The 17,188-nt window shown below is 61.2% G+C and carries 13 protein-coding genes and 1 pseudogene; 1 reads left to right on the top strand and 13 read right to left on the bottom strand.

Annotation, left to right across the window (positions count from 1 at the left end; genetic code table 11):
- Positions 1–20: 20 nt before the first annotated feature.
- From ACPYOI_RS18450 to ACPYOI_RS18435, 4 genes and pseudogenes are all read right to left on the bottom strand, one after another.
- Positions 21–602: a histidine phosphatase family protein gene (locus ACPYOI_RS18450; protein ID WP_481415758.1), complete on the bottom strand. Its 582-nt coding sequence runs from the start codon at positions 600–602 to the stop codon at positions 21–23.
- Between the two features lie 50 nt (positions 603–652).
- Positions 653–1,912, bottom strand: a complete 1,260-nt coding sequence (locus tag ACPYOI_RS18445) for an SAM-dependent methyltransferase (RefSeq protein ID WP_168828589.1) — start codon at positions 1,910–1,912, stop codon at positions 653–655.
- Between the two features lie 139 nt (positions 1,913–2,051).
- Positions 2,052–4,361 carry a Tex family protein gene (locus tag ACPYOI_RS18440; RefSeq protein WP_481415757.1) on the bottom strand — a complete coding sequence of 770 codons (2,310 nt, stop codon included), beginning with the start codon at positions 4,359–4,361 and terminating at the stop codon, positions 2,052–2,054.
- 112 nt (positions 4,362–4,473) lie between these two features.
- Positions 4,474–4,609: pseudogene (locus ACPYOI_RS18435) on the bottom strand (endonuclease domain-containing protein); the annotation flags it as partial.
- A 127-nt stretch (positions 4,610–4,736) separates the two neighbouring features.
- On the opposite strand from ACPYOI_RS18435, the gene glyS reads away from it, so the two are divergent.
- Positions 4,737–7,049: a glycine--tRNA ligase subunit beta gene (glyS, locus tag ACPYOI_RS18430; protein WP_481415756.1), complete on the top strand. Its 2,313-nt coding sequence runs from the start codon at positions 4,737–4,739 to the stop codon at positions 7,047–7,049.
- 103 nt (positions 7,050–7,152) lie between these two features.
- Here the strand turns inward: glyS and ACPYOI_RS18425 are convergent, their stop codons facing one another.
- From ACPYOI_RS18425 to ACPYOI_RS18385, 9 genes are all read right to left on the bottom strand, one after another.
- Positions 7,153–8,973: a methyl-accepting chemotaxis protein gene (locus ACPYOI_RS18425; RefSeq protein WP_481415755.1), complete on the bottom strand. Its 1,821-nt coding sequence runs from the start codon at positions 8,971–8,973 to the stop codon at positions 7,153–7,155.
- Positions 8,974–9,327: 354 nt separating this feature from the next.
- The gene (locus tag ACPYOI_RS18420) at positions 9,328–9,798 is read right to left on the bottom strand and encodes a plant virulence effector HPE1-like domain-containing protein (protein ID WP_481415754.1); all 471 of its coding nucleotides are present in this window, start codon (positions 9,796–9,798) and stop codon (positions 9,328–9,330) included.
- Between the two features lie 107 nt (positions 9,799–9,905).
- Positions 9,906–11,177 carry a phosphoribosylamine--glycine ligase gene (gene purD / locus ACPYOI_RS18415; RefSeq protein WP_481415753.1) on the bottom strand — a complete coding sequence of 424 codons (1,272 nt, stop codon included), beginning with the start codon at positions 11,175–11,177 and terminating at the stop codon, positions 9,906–9,908.
- Between the two features lie 224 nt (positions 11,178–11,401).
- On the bottom strand, positions 11,402–13,336 hold the full coding sequence (locus ACPYOI_RS18410) for a DUF2207 domain-containing protein (RefSeq protein WP_481423151.1): 1,935 nt from the start codon (positions 13,334–13,336) through the stop codon (positions 11,402–11,404).
- A 40-nt stretch (positions 13,337–13,376) separates the two neighbouring features.
- Positions 13,377–14,639 carry a 3-phosphoshikimate 1-carboxyvinyltransferase gene (locus ACPYOI_RS18405; protein ID WP_481415751.1) on the bottom strand — a complete coding sequence of 421 codons (1,263 nt, stop codon included), beginning with the start codon at positions 14,637–14,639 and terminating at the stop codon, positions 13,377–13,379.
- Positions 14,640–14,731: 92 nt separating this feature from the next.
- Positions 14,732–15,283, bottom strand: coding sequence for a LemA family protein (locus ACPYOI_RS18400; protein WP_481415750.1), 552 nt, complete (start codon positions 15,281–15,283; stop codon positions 14,732–14,734).
- Positions 15,284–15,386: 103 nt separating this feature from the next.
- A complete protein-coding gene (locus ACPYOI_RS18395) occupies positions 15,387–16,322 on the bottom strand; it encodes a glycine--tRNA ligase subunit alpha (RefSeq protein WP_481415770.1) in 936 nt (311 codons plus the stop codon).
- A gap of 128 nt (positions 16,323–16,450) precedes the next feature.
- Positions 16,451–16,855: a PIN domain-containing protein gene (locus tag ACPYOI_RS18390; RefSeq protein ID WP_481415749.1), complete on the bottom strand. Its 405-nt coding sequence runs from the start codon at positions 16,853–16,855 to the stop codon at positions 16,451–16,453.
- Positions 16,855–17,085, bottom strand: a complete 231-nt coding sequence (locus ACPYOI_RS18385; protein WP_481415748.1) for an AbrB/MazE/SpoVT family DNA-binding domain-containing protein — start codon at positions 17,083–17,085, stop codon at positions 16,855–16,857. The genes ACPYOI_RS18390 and ACPYOI_RS18385 overlap by 1 nt, the downstream gene beginning before the upstream one ends.
- Positions 17,086–17,188: the final 103 nt, after the last annotated feature.

The following is a 17,188-nucleotide window of genomic DNA, read 5'->3' as shown; positions in this document are numbered from 1 at the left end:
CTTCGGCGACGGCCTCGTTGCTAACGCTGGTTCCACCGCCGAATGACCGGCTCCGTCAGGTCGTGCTCATAGCCCAGAACGCTGACGCTCGCGGTATCGAGGACGAAGCGCGATCCGTCTTCCGGCGGCAGCCCGAGCCAACGTGCGGCGAGCACACGGAGAAAGTGGGAGCTGGAAAAGATCAGCACGGCTGCGTTGGCATTGCGAAGCTCGCTGACGATACGATCAGCCCTTGCACCGACATCCGCGCATGTTTCTCCGTCCGGACATCCGTCGCGGAAGAGCTGCCAGCCGGGCCGAGTCGCGAGGATTTCCTTCGTCGTGACGCCTTCATAGGCACCATAATCCCATTCGGCGAGATCCGGCGTTATAACCGCATTTGCACCGAAACCGGCAAGAGTGCAGGTGTTTTTGGCTCTCTGCGAGGGGCTGGACCAGACGGCTGAAGCCGTCAGCCCCTTAAGCCGATCGCCGAGTTTGCGGGCGGCCGCCTCGCCGTTCGGGGTCAACGGAATATCGCTCCTGCCGGTATGCTTTCCGGAGAGCGACCACTCCGTTTCGCCGTGGCGGACAAGATGGATTTCAGGAAATGCACCGCTCATCTGCAAGACTTTCCTTAAAGAAGGGGGGCGGCCGAAGCCGCGCCCGTATGTCAGATGATGACCTTTTCCAAGGGCGGGCGCGTGGCCTCGAACTGCTTCAGCTTCGCCTCGTTCTCGGCAATGTAGTTGCGGTTGTCCGGGGTCGAATACTGGTTCTTGGAAATCTGGATCTGCATGATGAAGAGCTCGTCCCAGCGGAAGCCCATTTCGGAGCCGGCGAGATAGAACTCCCACATGCGGAAGAAGCGTTCGTCATAAAGGGCGACGGCTTCCGCCTTGCGTGCCACGAAGCGCTCGCGCCAGTGACGGAGCGTGTAGGCATAGTGCAGCGGCAGGACCTCGACATCGCGGACCAGCAGGCCCGCCTTCTCGATGAAAGGCAGTGTCTCGCCGATCGACGGGATATAGCCTTGCGGGAAGATATACTTCTCGATGAAGGCATTCGTTGCAAAGCTCGGCTTCGGGCGCGCGATCGAATGCAACACCATGACACCGTCATCTGCAAGAAACTCATGCACTTTCTTGAAGAAGTTGCCGAAATTGCCGATGCCGACATGCTCGAACATTCCGACCGAAACGATGCGGTCGAACTTCTTGCCCTTCATCGTGCGGTAGTCCTGCAGCTCGAAGCGGACGCGGCCGGCAAGACCGCGCTTTTCGGCCCGCTCGCGCGAGATCTTCAGCTGCTCCTCACTGAGCGTGATGCCGGTGAGATCGACGTCTGGTGTCGATTCCGCCAGATACATTCCCATGCCACCCCAGCCGGAGCCGATCTCCAGAATGTGCTGCTCGGGCTTGAGCAACAGCTTGGCGGCGATATGGCGCTTCTTGGCGACCTGGGCTTCCTCAAGGCTGATGCCCGGCGGATCGAAATAGGCGCAGGAATACTGCCAGTCTTCATCGAGGAAGAGTTCGAACAGTTTTTCCGACAGATCGTAATGGTGCGCGACGTTGCGCTTGTTGTGGTTGACGGGCAGCCGGCTCTTCAACTGCTGCAGGGCGATACGGCCGATCAGCAGTGCCGCCATCGGAATATCGAAGATTTCGTTGGTGGTGTTCTGCTTCACCATGGACAGGAAGTCGTAGATATCGCCTTGCTCGACGATAAACCGGCCGTCCATATACATTTCGCCGAGCTTGAGGGTGGGGTCGCGGCGAATAAGCTTCTCCGCCTCGTCATCGGCGATGCGCACCGCGACTAGACCGCCAGTGCCGTCGCCAACGGTGTGCGTCTCGCCGTTGGCGAGTGTGAGTTTCAGATTACCCTTGCGGATGATCTTTTGGACAATGGATAGGAATCCCGACGCCATGGGTAGGGCCTCGCATTATGTGACAGGATGGTACGGGTTAAATTTAGTCCCTCTCTCCGGTCACACAAGCGCCGTATTTGGCACTGCCGCAACAAGACTGCCAAACTGTGATATTTTTGCAATCTTGCCGCCTAAGCCCTTATTTTCGCTTCATGGCCTCCGCGAGAGCCGCTCCAAACGCGCCTTGCGTCTCCTGTTTTGGGGCTGCCGGCCGGCGGTCATTGCGTGATCCGGGGCCCTGATTTCCGCGGGTTTCGCCACGCGGCGCCGGAGCCGAAGAGCCTTCGTCCTTGCGCATGGAAAGACCGATCCGCTTGCGCTTAGCATCGACCTCGACGACGCGGACTTTGACGACATCGCCGGCTTTCACAACTTCGTGAGGATCTTTGACGAAGCGATCGGCAAGCTGCGAGACATGCACAAGCCCGTCCTGATGAACGCCGATGTCGACGAAGGCCCCGAAGGCCGCGACGTTCGTCACCGTGCCTTCCAGTACCATGCCGGGCTTGAGGTCGGAGATTTCATGGACGCCTTCGGCAAAGGTCGCCGTCTTGAAACTCGGACGTGGATCGCGGCCGGGCTTTTCCAATTCCGCAAGAATGTCCTTGACCGTCGGCAGACCGAATTTCTCGTCGATGAACTGGCGCGGATCGATCGCCTTCAAAACGGCGCTGTCGCCCATCAGCGAGCGCAGGTCGCGGCCGCAGGCGGCGACGATCTTCTTCGCCACGCCATAGGCTTCCGGATGCACCGATGACGCATCCAGGGGCTCCTTGCCAGCCGGAATGCGCAGGAAGCCTGCCGCCTGCTCGAAGGTGCGGTTGCCGAGGCGCGCGACCTTCAACAGGTCGCGGCGGGTTTCGAACGGACCGTTCTGATCGCGATGGACGACGATGGCTTCGGCAATCGACGGCCCAAGACCTGAGACACGGGACAAAAGCGGCGCCGAGGCCGTATTGAGATCGACACCGACGGCATTCACCGCATCTTCGACGACGGCATCGAGCGAGCGAGACAGTTTCTGCTGATCGACATCGTGCTGATACTGGCCGACGCCGATCGATTTCGGCTCGATCTTCACGAGTTCGGCGAGCGGATCCTGCAGGCGGCGCGCGATCGAGACCGCGCCGCGGAGGGAGACGTCGAGCTGCGGGAACTCGGCCGCAGCGGTTGCGGAGGCTGAATAGACGGAAGCGCCGGCTTCTGAAACGATGACCTTGGTGGGCTTCGTGCCCGGAAGATCGGCCAACATGTCGGCCACCAGCTTTTCGGTCTCACGGCTGCCGGTACCGTTGCCGATCGAGATCAGCTCGACATTGTGCTTGCGGATCAGCGAGGCGAGCTCGACCTGCCCGCCGCGCACATCGTTCCTCGGCTGGAAGGGATAGACGGTGGAGGTGGCGACTACCTTGCCGGTGCCGTCGACCACGGCGACCTTGACGCCGGTGCGGATGCCCGGATCGAGGCCCATCGTGGAGCGGGAACCGGCGGGCGCGGCAAGCAGCAGGTCCTTCAGATTGCGGGCGAAGACGTGGATCGCCTCTTCTTCCGCCCGTTCGCGAAGCTCGCGCATCAGGTCAAGCGACAGCGACATTGAGAGCTTCACGCGCCAGGTCCAGCTTGCGACATCCATCAGCCAGCGATCGCCGGGGCGGCTCGCGCCGATCTCATAGGCCGCCGCGATCATGCGCTCGACCGGCTTGTTCGGCGAAACGGTTTCCGCATCCGCCTCGATCGTCAACGTCAGCACTTCCTCGTTCCAGCCGCGCAGCATGGCGAGCGCGCGGTGGCCGGGCGCCGTCGCCCAGCGTTCGGAATGATCGAAATAGTCGGAGAATTTCTCCCCCGCCGCCTGCTTGCCATCGACGACCTTGGCCTTCAGAAGCGCTGCCTGGCGCATGTGGGCACGGAGCTTGCCGAGCAGATCGGCATTTTCAGCGATGGCCTCGGCGACGATGTCGCGCGCGCCTTCCAGCGCCGTCTTTACATCCGGGACATCAGCAGTGATGTAGCCTTCGGCAAGAACCGCCGGTTCCTTGGAGCGGTCGGCGAGAATGGCATCGGCAAGCGGAGCGAGGCCACGCTCACGGGCGATCTCCGCGCGGGTGCGGCGCTTCGGCTTGTAGGGCAGATAGAGGTCTTCAAGCTCCGCCTTGGTGGCGGCGCCCGCAATCTTGCCCATCAGTTCGTCGGTCATCTTGTCCTGCCCGGTGATCGAATCGACGATCGCGGTGCGGCGGGCTTCCAGCTCGCGGAGATAGACGAGGCGCTCGGCGAGCGTGCGAAGCTGTCCATCGTCCAGCCCGCCGGTCACTTCCTTGCGGTAACGGGCGATGAAGGGAACGGTCGCGCCCTCATCGAGCAGTTCGATCGCGGCCTTGGCCTGATCCGGCCGGGCATTGATTTCGGAGGCGATGACTGCGGCAAGCAAGCGGAGGTCTGCGGCCATGGGGGATCCCTGCATTTCACGAAAGTCGCGGGACAATAGCGGTCAAAAGCGGCAAGGCAATGCCCGTGGGCGGTTTCCACAGAGGAGTGCGTTCGATTCATCGGCGTTTGCGCCCGGAGCCCCCCTCATCCGCCCTTCGGGCACCTTCTCCCCGCGGGGAGAAGGTGGAAGCGAGGCGGCGCGGCATGTCCCTTCTCCCCAGCGGGGAGAAGGTGGCGGCAGCCGGATGAGGGGGCCGCATGGTACAAAGCTGGCGGATAGCACTGCGGTCCCGCCCCGCGCGGCGTTTTTGCGGTTGTGCAGATGCGGCTTTCTTTGGTAGCAGAGGCGACCGTTTTGGACCACCCCTCCCCTGTGGAGGCAAGGAAAAGTGACATGCCGAACCTGCTTCTCGAACTTCGCTCCGAAGAGATTCCAGCTCGTATGCAGCGCAAGGCTGCCGGCGACCTGAAGAAGCTCGTCACCGATGCGCTGGTGGAGGCCGGTCTCTCCTATGAGGGTGCGCGCGAATACTGGACGCCGCGCCGCCTGACGCTCGACATTCACGGCCTTACCGCCCGCTCCGCCGATGTGCGCGAGGAGCGCAAGGGGCCGCGCACCGACGCCAACGAAAAGGCGATCGAGGGCTTCCTGCGCGGCGCCGGCCTTTCCTCGATCTCCGAGGCGCAGGTTCAGAGCGATCCGAAGAAGGGCGATTTCTACGTCGCCGTCATCTCCAAGCCCGGGCGGGCAACGGAAGAAATCGTCACCGAGGTGATGCCGGGCATCATCCGCAATTTTCCCTGGCCCAAGCCCATGCGCTGGGGCAAGGCCTCTGCCAAGCCCGGTTCGCTCACCTGGGTTCGGCCGCTGCAGTCGATCGTCTGCACCTTCGGCACCGAGCACGAGGAAACCACCGTCATCCCCTTCGAGATCGACGGCATCGTCGCTTCGAATGTCACCTACGGCCACCGCTTCCATGCGCCGGGTGCCATCACTGTCAAGCGCTTCGACGATTATGTCGCGAGCCTGGAAAAGGCTAAGGTCATCCTAGACGCCGAACGGCGCAAGGAGATCATCGCATCGGATGCCGCCAACCTTGCTTTCGCAAGCGGGCTGGACCTGGTGGAAGACGAAGGCCTGCTCGAGGAAGTCTCCGGGCTCGTCGAGTGGCCGCAGGTGCTGATGGGGACGTTCGAAGAGGATTACCTTTCGATCCCCTCCGAAATCATCCGCCTGACGATCAAGACGAACCAGAAATGCTTCGTCACTCGCAAACAGGGTGAAGAGACGCTTTCAAACAAGTTCATCCTGGTTTCCAACATTGAGGCGAGCGACGGCGGCAAGGAAATCATCCACGGCAACGGCAAGGTCGTACGCGCCCGGCTATCCGACGCGCTGCACTTCTGGAAGCGCGACCAGGGAGACTTGCCGGATCTCGAGACGCTCGTGACTTCGGCGAAAAAGTTCGGGCTTGATCTCAAGAAGCCGCTCGACCAGCGGATGGCGAAGCTCGACGCCCTGCATGTTACGTTCCATGCCAGCATCGGGACGCAGGGCGAACGGGTAACCCGGATTCGCAATCTTGCCGGCGAAATCGGCAAGATCGTCAATGCTGATCCCGTGAAGGTCAGCCGTGCCGCAGTGCTGTCGAAAGCAGACCTCAGAACCGAGATCGTCGGCGAGTTCCCGGAGTTACAGGGTGCAATGGGGAAGAAATACGCCCTGCTGCAAGGTGAAGATCCATCGGTGGCGGCGGCTATCGAGGACCATTACAAGCCTCAGGGTCCTGCCGACCGCGTGCCGACAGACAATGTCGCCATCGCGCTGGCTCTTGCCGACAAGATCGACACCCTTGTCTGGTTCTGGCGCATAGACGAAAAGCCAACCGGTTCGAAAGATCCGTTTGCACTGAGACGAGCGGCGCTGGGATCGATCAGGCTGCTCCTGGAACGGGGCATCAGGGCACCCCTCATCCCGGTATTTCGAGCTGCGTTTCGTAGCGAGTGGGCCGTAGCCATGACGAGTCATGAAGATTCGATCAGGCTGTTCGAGCTTAAGATCCAACAGGGTGAGGACAGGGTCGAGTTCGAGAAGCTCATAAAAGAACAGTACGCCGCTATCGAATACTGCAAGACCTATCTTGCCAAGGGCCATCCGAAGACGATCGAAGAAGAAGCCGAGCTGGCGATCAGCCTCCTTTCCTTCTTCCACGACCGGCTGAAGGTCTATCTCCGGGACCAGGGCGCCCGCTACGACCTCATCGATGCCGTGCTGACACCCGACGCCGACGACCTATTGATGATCGTGCGGCGCGTCGAGGCGCTCACGGCCTTCATTACCTCCGAGGACGGCAAGAACCTTTTGGTCGGCACCAAGCGCGCGACGCAGATTCTTGCGGCGGAGGAGAAGAAGGGCACGGTGATCGCCGACGGCGTTTCGGAGAAGCTGTTCCGGCTCGATGCCGAAAAGGAATTGTTCACCGCCATCACCAAGGCCGCCGCCGAGGCTTCCGCGGCAATCGCCAAGGAAGATTTCCGCTCGGCCATGGAAGCGCTTTCGAAACTTCGCGCTCCGGTTGACCGCTTCTTCGATGACGTGCTCGTCAACGACGAAGATGCGGCGATCCGCGCCAACCGCCTTGCGCTGCTGCGGTTGATCCGCGAGGCGACGGGCACCGTTGCCGACTTCTCGAAGATTGCCGGGTAGAGACTTCTCGGGAAGCAACTTTCATCCTGTGCAAGTGAACGCGGCCGCCGGATTTCTCCGGCGGCCGCAAATGCATAGGTGATGAAATAGCCGGGTTTAAGACTTAGGCGGCGCGGCGCGCCGGCACAGCTGCGGTCTGATCGGCACCGCCGATGTGGAAGCCACGGATAAGGCTGAGCAGTTCGTCGGTGTCGGCAGCCAGAGTCTCGGCCGAAGCCGTCGTTTCTTCCGCCATCGCCGCGTTCTGCTGCGTAGCCGTGTCGAGCTGGTTCATCGAAGACGAGATCGAGCGCAGCGTCGTATCCTGCTCGGAGGCGCTGTGAGCGATTTTGGCGACGATCTCGTTGGCAGCCTTGATCTGGTCCGAGATACGCTTCAGCGCTTCTCCCGCCTCGCCGACAAGGCGAACGCCCTGATCGACCTGACTGGAGGAACGGGCGATCTGGTCCTTGATCTCCTTGGCGGCAGCGGCGGAGCGCTGAGCCAGTTCGCGGACCTCCTGGGCGACGACGGCAAAGCCTTTGCCGGATTCGCCGGCACGCGCCGCTTCGACGCCGGCGTTGAGTGCCAGAAGGTTCGTCTGGAAGGCAATCTCGTCGATGACGCCGATGATCTTGCCGATCTCGTCGGAAGATTTTTCGATACCGCTCATCGCTTCGATCGCTTCGGTGACCACCGCATCGCTGCGGCTCGCTTCGGTGCTCACGGCGTGCACGCGCTTGCTTGCCTCACTCGCGCCTTCCGCCGTCTGGCGGACAGCGACGGTCAGTTCGTCGAGCGCCGCCGAGGTTTCCTCGAGGCTGGCTGCCTGGCGTTCGGTGCGCTGCGACAGTTCACTCGATGCACGGCGAATTTCCTCCTTCGCAACGCCGATGTCGCCGCCCTTTGCGCTGACCTTGGCCATCGCGGCTTCGAGATGCGAAAGCGCATCGTTGAAGTTGTCGCGAAGGGCTGCGTATTTCTGGCCGATATCGCCGCAACGAACGGTGAGGTCGCCGCGGGCGATCTTTTCCAGGGCCTGGCCGATCGTCGAAACGACGCGGGCTTGGCCGGTCGCCTCGTCGCGCTGGCTGCGCAGGTTGTTTTCGCGCTCGCTCTCGAGTTCGAGCTGCTGAGCCGCTTCGCGCTCAGACATGACGTGACGTTCCTCGACCTTTTCCTGCAGCGACTTGGTGGCCTTCGCCATCATGCCGATTTCATTGTTAAGGCCGGTATGCGGGATCGTCAGCGACACGTCTTCATCAGCGACTTTTTCCAGCGCCTGATGAACATCCTTGAGCGGCTTGGAGATGCCGCGGATGAAATAAATTGCGGCGCCAATGCCCGCGAGGAAGATGATGCCGCAGGCAACGAGCGCCTTCCAGATCGTTGCATCGATCTGGACCTGCAGGTCATCGAAGTAAACCCCACAACCGACGACGATCTGCCAAGGAGCGAAGGCCGCGGAATAGGCGCCCTTCAGATACTGTTCGCTATCCGGACGGCCCGGCTTGCTCCAGAAATAGATCGTCTGGCCGCCGCCGGCGATCGCCTTGTCAACCATTTCCTTGCTGAAATGCGTGCCGCGCTGGTCAACCTGGCCGCTCATGTCCTTGCCGAGATTGACCGGGCTCGGATGGAAGCGCTGGACGACATTGTAATCGAAACCAAAGACATAGCCGGTTGGCTCGAACTTGACCTTGGAGAGCACCTTGAACGCTTCGGCCTGGGCGGCCTCATGCGTCATCTCGCCGGCCTTTTCCCTTTCGTAATAGGCATTGAGGACCGAGATCGCCGACTCGACCTGCGTGCGCAGCAGATCGAAGCGGTCATTGTAGATGGATTGCTCTGTCGTTTTGATCTGGAAAAACGTGGCCAGCGCAAAGGCTGCCATAAGAACCCCGACAAGGGCAAAAAGCTGATGGGCAATCTTGAGCTTTTTCATGAAAGTCTCCCGAAAATGGTGAAATCTGCAACACCGGATCGGTCAACTCCCGTCCCTTCGCGCGTGTCAGCACGCACGTTCAGCAAGCGCAATCATGCTCACTCCGGTCCTCCGGTAAGTAAAATTATGGTGAATGGCTGAATGATCACTTAACGATTTCGACTATTACCGACGATCAGCAATGCCAAATCTGAATCATGCTTTCTTGCATAATTGTATAGGTTGCATTCGTACTCTGTCATTCAATTGAAATAAAGAATGCGCCCCTGCTTCTCTTCAGGAGCGCATTCATTCCGCCGACGGGGCGGACCCCAGAACGACCAAAACCTTGGCCGGGTCAGGGGCAGGGAACTTTCAAAATCCCGTACGTAGCCTAAGACCAGAAACGTCGAGCGGCGCAGTTTGTTCCACCGGCCCATTCATATCCGCCATAACAGGCTTCGTATCGCCGCCGATAACAGAGGTCGTTGCCGTAGGATCGATGTCCTCGGCGGGAACGCTCGCCTTAAAAGCCTCAAGGACTTCGGGCGTTGCCTTGGTGACGAAGACGACAGGCGAGCCGCCCATCCAGCCTTCGGTGCGGTAGAGCTTGGGCTCGCCGCCCACATCGCGCAGGGCGCTCGCCTGGAAGGCGCCGGGTGCCAGCACCGGCACGGTGTAGTCCTTCTTGCGCTCGATCGCTTGCAGCGGCGGGCAGCTCGTGCAGGTTTTCGTCACGATGCTTCCGCCATCGACCTGCGCGGCCTCGCCGATGACCTCGATCGAGGATGCCATCGCCGAACCGGCCGTCAGAAGTATTGCCGTACCGAGAATGAATTGACGCATGGAAGCTGCTCCGTCGTAGTATAGGAGCAGAATAGCGCGGCTTTATTTCCATCCCGTCAGAGGAAAGGGTAAAACTTTAGACAACTGACCCGATTTCGGGCCAAAGCTTAAGCTTTTTCGCGTTCGACCGCCCGCCAGCCGATATCGCGGCGGCAGAAGCCATTTTCCCATTCGACCTTGGCGAGCAGACCGTAAGCGCGGCTCTGGGCCTCGCTGACGGTCCTGCCGGTGGCAGTGACGTTCAGCACGCGGCCGCCGGTCGCGACCAGTTGCCCGTCCTTCAAGGCCGTGCCGGCATGAAACACCTTGGCTCCTTCACCTGCCTCCGGCAGCGAACGGATCGGCGTGTTCTTCTCGTAGGAACCCGGATAGCCCTTGGAGGCCATCACGACCGTCAGCGCCGGGTCGTCGCTCCACTCTGCGGTGACTTGGTCGAGCGTACCCTCGGCGGCGGCCAGAAGCAGCGGCAGCAGATCGCTCTTCAACCGCATCATCAGCACCTGGCACTCGGGATCGCCGAAGCGGACATTGTATTCGATCAGTTCCGGGCCCTTCGCGGTGATCATCAGCCCGGCGAAGAAAACGCCGGAGAACGGATGGCCACTTTCGGCCATGCCGCGGATCGTCGGCTCGATGATCTCCTTCATGGTGCGCTCGATCATCTCCGGCGTCATGACGGGTGCCGGCGAATAGGCCCCCATGCCGCCGGTGTTGACGCCGGTATCGCCCTCGCCGACCCGCTTGTGATCCTGGGCGGTTACGAGCGGCAGCGCGTTCGTGCCGTCGCACAGGCAGAAGAAGCTTGCCTCCTCGCCGTCGAGATAGGCCTCGATCACCACCTCGGCGCCCGCGGAACCGAACGCGCCCTCGAAGCAATCGTCGACGGCGGCAAGCGCCTCCTCGACGGTCATTGCCACCGTGACGCCCTTGCCGGCGGCAAGGCCATCGGCCTTCACGACGATCGGCGCACCCTGTGCGCGGATATAGGCTTTCGCCTTCGGGGCGTTGTTGAAGCGCTGATAGGCTCCGGTCGGGATGTTGTAGCGAGCGCAGATATCCTTGGTGAAGCCCTTGGAACCCTCGAGCTGGGCTGCGGCCGCGGAAGGACCGAAGACCTTCAGGCCATCGGCACGTAGGCGGTCGGCCAGACCGGCGACCAGCGGCGCCTCGGGGCCGACGACGACGAAGTCGATCGCCTTTTGTGCGCAGAAGGCAGCGACCGCTTCCTGATCCTCGACATTCAGGGAAACGAGTGTTGCATGTTCCGCAATGCCCGGGTTACCCGGCGCGGCATAGAATTCCGTCATCAGCGGCGATTGCGCCAGCTTCCAGGCGAGCGCATGCTCGCGTCCGCCCGAACCGATCAACAGAACCTTCATGCCTGATCCTTTCCGTTTTCCGTCTGGCGGTTAAGGGGCGCGGGGCGAAAGGTCAAGTGTTGGCGGCTTCCTAGTGGGTTTATTGGTTCGCCCTGTACCATGTGTGGCCCCCTCATCCGACCCTTCGGGCCACCTTCTCCCCGAGGGGAGAAGGGAACGGAGAGGCTGCGGCAGGCGGATGAGGGGGCCGCACGGTCGCAGGGTGAGAAGAAACCACCAGCGCTTTACCAGCCCCCACCGCCGCCACCGCCTCCGCCGCCACCCGACGAACCACCGCCACCGGAAAAGCCCGACGATGAACTGGAGGGAGGCGGGGTCGGAATCGTCGAGGCGATGGTTGAGGCCATGGACGACGAGAAGCCGCCGATGCGATCCGAGAAGCTGCCGCTGTTGAAATCGCCGGAATACCAGCTCGGGGCGTAGGCAACCGCAGTGCCGGCCGCAGCTGCGGCAAGCCATGTCTCGAACGTTCGCGACCATGGCTTCTCGACGCCGAGGGCGACCGCATAGGGCAGCAGCTTTTCGAAATGTTGCGGCGACATCTCCGGCGCGCCGGCCATGTTCATGCGGTCCTTTTCAGCGAGCGTCATGTACTGGCGCAGCCCGTCGATGCCGTCCATCATCTTGGCACCGAGCGGCGTCGGCGCACCCATGATGAAGACGTAGAGCACGTTGAGAAGGACGATGCCGCCGACGGCGAACAGCATCGGCGTTTCATAGAACTCCATCAGCGTCGAGAAAAGCGCCAGGCCCAGCGACGAGATGATGCTGAAACCGATGAAGACGACGACTGCGATGGAGATCACCGCGGCGATCCTGCCTCCAAGCGACCCGCCGGGGCGAAACGACCTCGCCAGCCCCGCGACGAAAATCGACACGAAAACCGACGCGACGATCGGAATGACCATCAGGATGATGTTGTCCGGCTCCAGCGTGCCGAAGACGAACAGCGCGACGAGCGACGCCGCACTCAGCGCGATGCCCCCGGTTGTATAGCCGGTATTGGAATTGTAGTATTTGCCGCGATGCTCCCGCTCGATCGCCGACCGGAATCTCTGACCGACGGATTTCACGCGCTCGCCGTTCGCCTTGTCGATCGTCAGGGAATTCTTGCCGCCGATTTCGCCCAGGAGGCTCGCCTCGCCTGGCCCCAGCTTCTCCTTGCCGGGCGACTTGTCGGTGCGGCGGATCACGATCGATTTCTTGAGGTCTTCCAGAATAACATAGCCGCGCACCGCAAGATTGAGCGCTGCGGCCGACAGCGCCGTCCAGCCCTGTCCGGAAAAGCCCTTGTTGTCGATATAGTTGACGAGCGCCGGCGAGATGCCGTCCGGGGCATCCCAGCGCGGCACGATGACGCCGCGGGCAGGATCGCGCCCGACCTTCAGCCAGGCGCGGGTATAGTAGAAAAAGACGACGATCAGCCCGCCGAAGCCGATGAAATAATCGCGGTTGTCCTTCAGCCACCAGACATTCTGATCGGAGCTGCTCGGCGGATCGATCGCCCCCTTCGGAAACTTGACGGCGATCGTCAGGCCCTCGTTTGCATCGAGCGGCCTTGTCGTTGAAAAGACCGGCTGGGCATCGCTGCCTGAAACGCGGGCGTTTTTTTCCGTTGCGCCAAGCGGGCCGGTGAAGACATTCGTATCGGTCTCGGTGACGCCATCGGGCAGGTTCACGGTCGCGGTAGCGACCATGATCGGGAAGATCCAGCCATTGCCTGTAACGTTCCAATAGAGCTCGTCGTGATCGGCGAAATAGCGGATCTGGCGATTGGTGCGGTAGGTGAAGGCGTATTGATGGCGGCCGGCCGGAAGCATGACGTCTTCCGAGCCTGCATAGATGCGGATGCCGCCGGAAATGGATTCCGTCTTCCACGGCTCGTCACGACCGTCGCGCGTGACCGAGACGACATCGAAATCGACGGAGCGGCGGCGACCGCCTTCGTCGACGAACGTCAGCGGAAAATCGCGGAAGATGCCGCGCCGGATGCGATTGCCTTCGGCATTGACCGTGATGGTCTCCATCACCGTCATGGCGCCGCTCTTTTCGAGCGTTATATCCGAGACGAAGGAGTTGATGACCTCGGCAGCACTTGCCGGCGCCGCGGCAAGCGCCATGAACAGAATGAAGCAAAGGCCGCAAAGCCGCCGGATCATCTTACCCCTTCCCCCGCGGCACCCCGCCGCTCAGATAATGTCAGCCCTCATTCGCATAGGTCACGCCAAGCCCCGCCAGCGTCCGCCAGTAAGCCGGGAAGGTCTTGCCGACGCAATCCGGATCAAGGATCGTGATGCCGTCGATCTTCAGCCCGGCAAGCGCAAAGCTCATGGCGATCCGGTGATCGGCGAAAGTGTCGATGTCAGCCGTCAGATGCTGGCCGGCCAGCGAAGGATCGGCGTTGACGATCAGGTCGTCGCCCTCTTCGCGCGCAAGATTGGCACGGATCTGGGTGAGGCCGGTCGACAGGGCGCGGATGCGATCACACTCCTTCACGCGCAGGTTGGCGATACCGACGAAACGGACGGGCGTCTGATTGAAAGCGGCGAGAACCGCGAGCGTCGGGACGGCGTCCTGCATCTGCGAACCGTCGATTTCGGCCGGTAGATGCGGGAATTTCGCAATCATATCGTAGGCCTTGGCATCCGGCTGGGTGAACGCACCGTTCGGAACGCCGAGATCGATAGAGCCTCCGGTGAGCACTTCGGCGGCCCAGAGATAGGTGGCGGCGGAAGCATCCGGCTCGATGGCGAAATCGGCCGCGGTGTAGCCGGTCGGCTCGACACGCCAGGTGACCGGGCTGGTCTTTTCGACACGTGCTCCAAAGGCGCGCATCGCCGCCGTGGTGAGATCGATGTAGCCGAGAGCGCCGATATGTTCGCCGAGGAGTTCGATATCGACCGGGCGGTCACCGCCGGCTGCCATCATCAGCAGCGCGGAGACGTATTGGCTGGAAAGGCCGCCGTCGATCTGGATGCGGCTCGCCTCAAAGCGGCCGGTGCCCTTCACCGTCACAGGCGGGCAGCCGGTTTCTGCCGTCGCGTCGATGCCGAGCGATCGCAGCGCATCCACCAGCGGGCCGATCGGGCGCTTACGCATGTGTTGATCACCGTCCACGACGACAATGCCATCGACGAGCGCGGCGGCGGCGGTCAGGAAGCGCGTCGCGGTGCCGGCATTGCCGAGGAAAAGCGGCGCCTTCGGTCGCAAGAGCTTGCCGCTGCCGGTGACGACGAAGCTCGTATCGTCCGGCTCATCGATGACGACGCCCATGGCGCGCAGCGCATCGGCCATGTAGCGCGTGTCGTCGCTCTTCAGCGCGCCCGTCAGGCGACTGGTGCCTTTGGCAAGGCCAGCCAGGAGCAGCGCGCGGTTCGTGATCGACTTCGAGCCTGGCGGCACCGCACGGCCTGCGAGCGGAGCCTTAACCGGGATGATGGTGAGTTTCTTGTCCTTGCTCATGACGCCTGTCTATTCCGTCCATTGCGCTGGCCGCCCTGCGGCCTTAACCCGCCATGCTCATAGCAGCTTTTGGGCAAAGGCAAACGCCCATATCAGAACTTGACGGCCGGAACGGCGCGATCGGCCTCGTCGGTGATCTCGAAATATTCCCTCTTCTGGAAGCCGAACTGGCCGGCGACCAGATTGGAGGGGAAGCTCTCGACCTTGACGTTCAGATCGCGGGCAGCGCCGTTGTAGTAGCGGCGGGCCATCTGGATCTCGCTTTCCATGGTCTCGAGCGAGGCCTGAAGCTCAGAGAAGTTCTGGTTTGCCTTGAGGTCCGGATAGGCTTCGGCAAGCGCCATGACGCGGCCGAGCGCCTGGCCGAGAAGGCCCTCCGCCTGAGCCCTGCCGGCAACATCGCCGGCGGGTACTGCCTGCGCCCTGTTGCGCAGTTCGACCACTTCTTCCAGCGTGCTCTTTTCGTGGGTGGCGTAGCCCTTGACGGTCTCGATCAGGTTCGGGATCAGATCGGCACGGCGCTTCAGCTGCACGTCGATGCCGGACCAAGCCTCTTCAGCCATCTGCCGGGCGCGGACGAGACCGTTGTAGATGAAAACAAGATAAAGCGCGATCAGAACGATCACGCCAAGAATAATGTACATCGCGAATCCCCCGCAACGAAATAGAGTTGCGGCGGAGATTATTGACATCGCAGTGCATTGTCATCCACGAACTCGCGGAACCACTAGCCCTGAATACTAGAGATCACGCCGCGTCTTTGGCGAGATTTACCCCGCCTGCATCCGTCAGCAGGAAGGCTTCGCCGCAAGCCTTGGCGAGCGTGCGGACGCGCAGGATGTAGCTCTGGCGCTCGGTCACGGAAATCACGCCGCGGGCATCCAGCAGGTTGAAGACGTGGCTCGCCTTGATGCACTGGTCGTAGGCCGGGAACACGCATTTGTGCAGGCGCTGGTTGGCATTGTCGCCCGGCGCGCCGGCGGCCAGAAGCGCCTGGCATTCCTTCTCCGCATCGATGAAATGGCGATGCAGCATTTCGGTATTGGCGAATTCGAAGTTGTGGCGCGAATATTCCTGTTCGGCCTGCAGGAACACGTCGCCATAGCTGATCTTTTCTTCGCCTTCGCGGCCGTTGAAGTTCAGGTCATAGACGTTGTCGACGCCTTGCACATACATGGCGAGGCGCTCGAGACCATAGGTCAGCTCGCCTGCGACCGGCGAGCATTCGATGCCGCAGACCTGCTGGAAGTAGGTGAACTGCGAGACTTCCATGCCGTCGCACCAGCACTCCCAGCCGAGGCCCCAGGCGCCGAGCGTCGGGCTTTCCCAATCGTCCTCCACGAAGCGGATGTCGTGCAGCAGCGGATCGAGGCCGATCGCCGCGAGCGAGCCCAGGTAGAGCTCCTGCAGGTTCGGCGGGTTCGGCTTCAGGATGACCTGATATTGGTAATAATGCTGAAGACGGTTCGGGTTCTCGCCGTAACGGCCATCGGACGGACGGCGCGACGGCTGAACATAGGCAGCCTTCCACGGCTTCGGGCCGAGCGCACGAAGCGTCGTGGCCGGATGGAAGGTGCCGGCGCCGACCTCCATGTCGTAGGGCTGCAGAACCGCACACCCCTTGTCCGCCCAGTAGTTATGCAGGGTCAGGATCAGCGCCTGGAACGAGCGCTTCGGGTTCATATGGTCGGGGATCGATGCAGACATGGCGGGCTTCCGAATTCGTACAAAATGTACGCGGACAGGTGCCATGGCAGGCGGCAAGGGTCAAGGCTCTGGGGAAATTGTGAGGCGCTCCGCGCTGCCAGAAATTATCGAAATGGATTGATTATGGTCAAGTGTCCGTCGATGACCAAGCCGTGCTGCAAGTCTTCCGAATAAAATCGTACGCAGTTCATTTGCAAGGCAGCCGCAATCATAGCAGCGTCATAGAAACTGAGACCGTACCGTTCTGCCAAGTTGATCGCTGATATGGTCGTGCGTTCATCGATGGCTGCAATCGCTGCGGCCATAGTGATCACATCGGCTATCGCCAAATGCAGATCAGCCCAAGACATATCCAGCTTCTTGCGCCCGACATTTGCGAACTCATTCAACGTTTGCACGCTAAGGACAAATGGCTTGAGCAACAGGGACTGAGCGGCCGCTGCACGCAGGTCCTCCGTGAACGCATAGACGAGAATATTGGTATCCAGAAAGCTATCGGCGGCGGCCATTAGCGATCGTTCGCTTCATCGCGATCAAACTTCCAATCCGGAGGAAGTTTCAGCTTGAATGCCTTGATACGTTCAAAGGCCTTTTGTCGCGCATCATTTCGCGCGATCTCAAAAACACGATCCTCCGCTATGCGGATCGTCACGTCGTCGCCTTCCTTAAGTTCAAGAGCATCCACGACAACGGTGGGAATGCGAACTGCGAGGCTATTTCCCCATTTTGCAACTTGCATGATTGCCTCATGATATACACGTCAATAATGTATATCATGAGGGAAGGCAGACGTAAATCTTCTACTCATCATCCCGCTTGACACGGTACTCGCCGGTCGCCGG

It is taken from the genome of Rhizobium sp. SVR5-2C (assembly GCF_056755115.1).
This window is presented reverse-complemented; position numbering and strand designations above follow the sequence as displayed.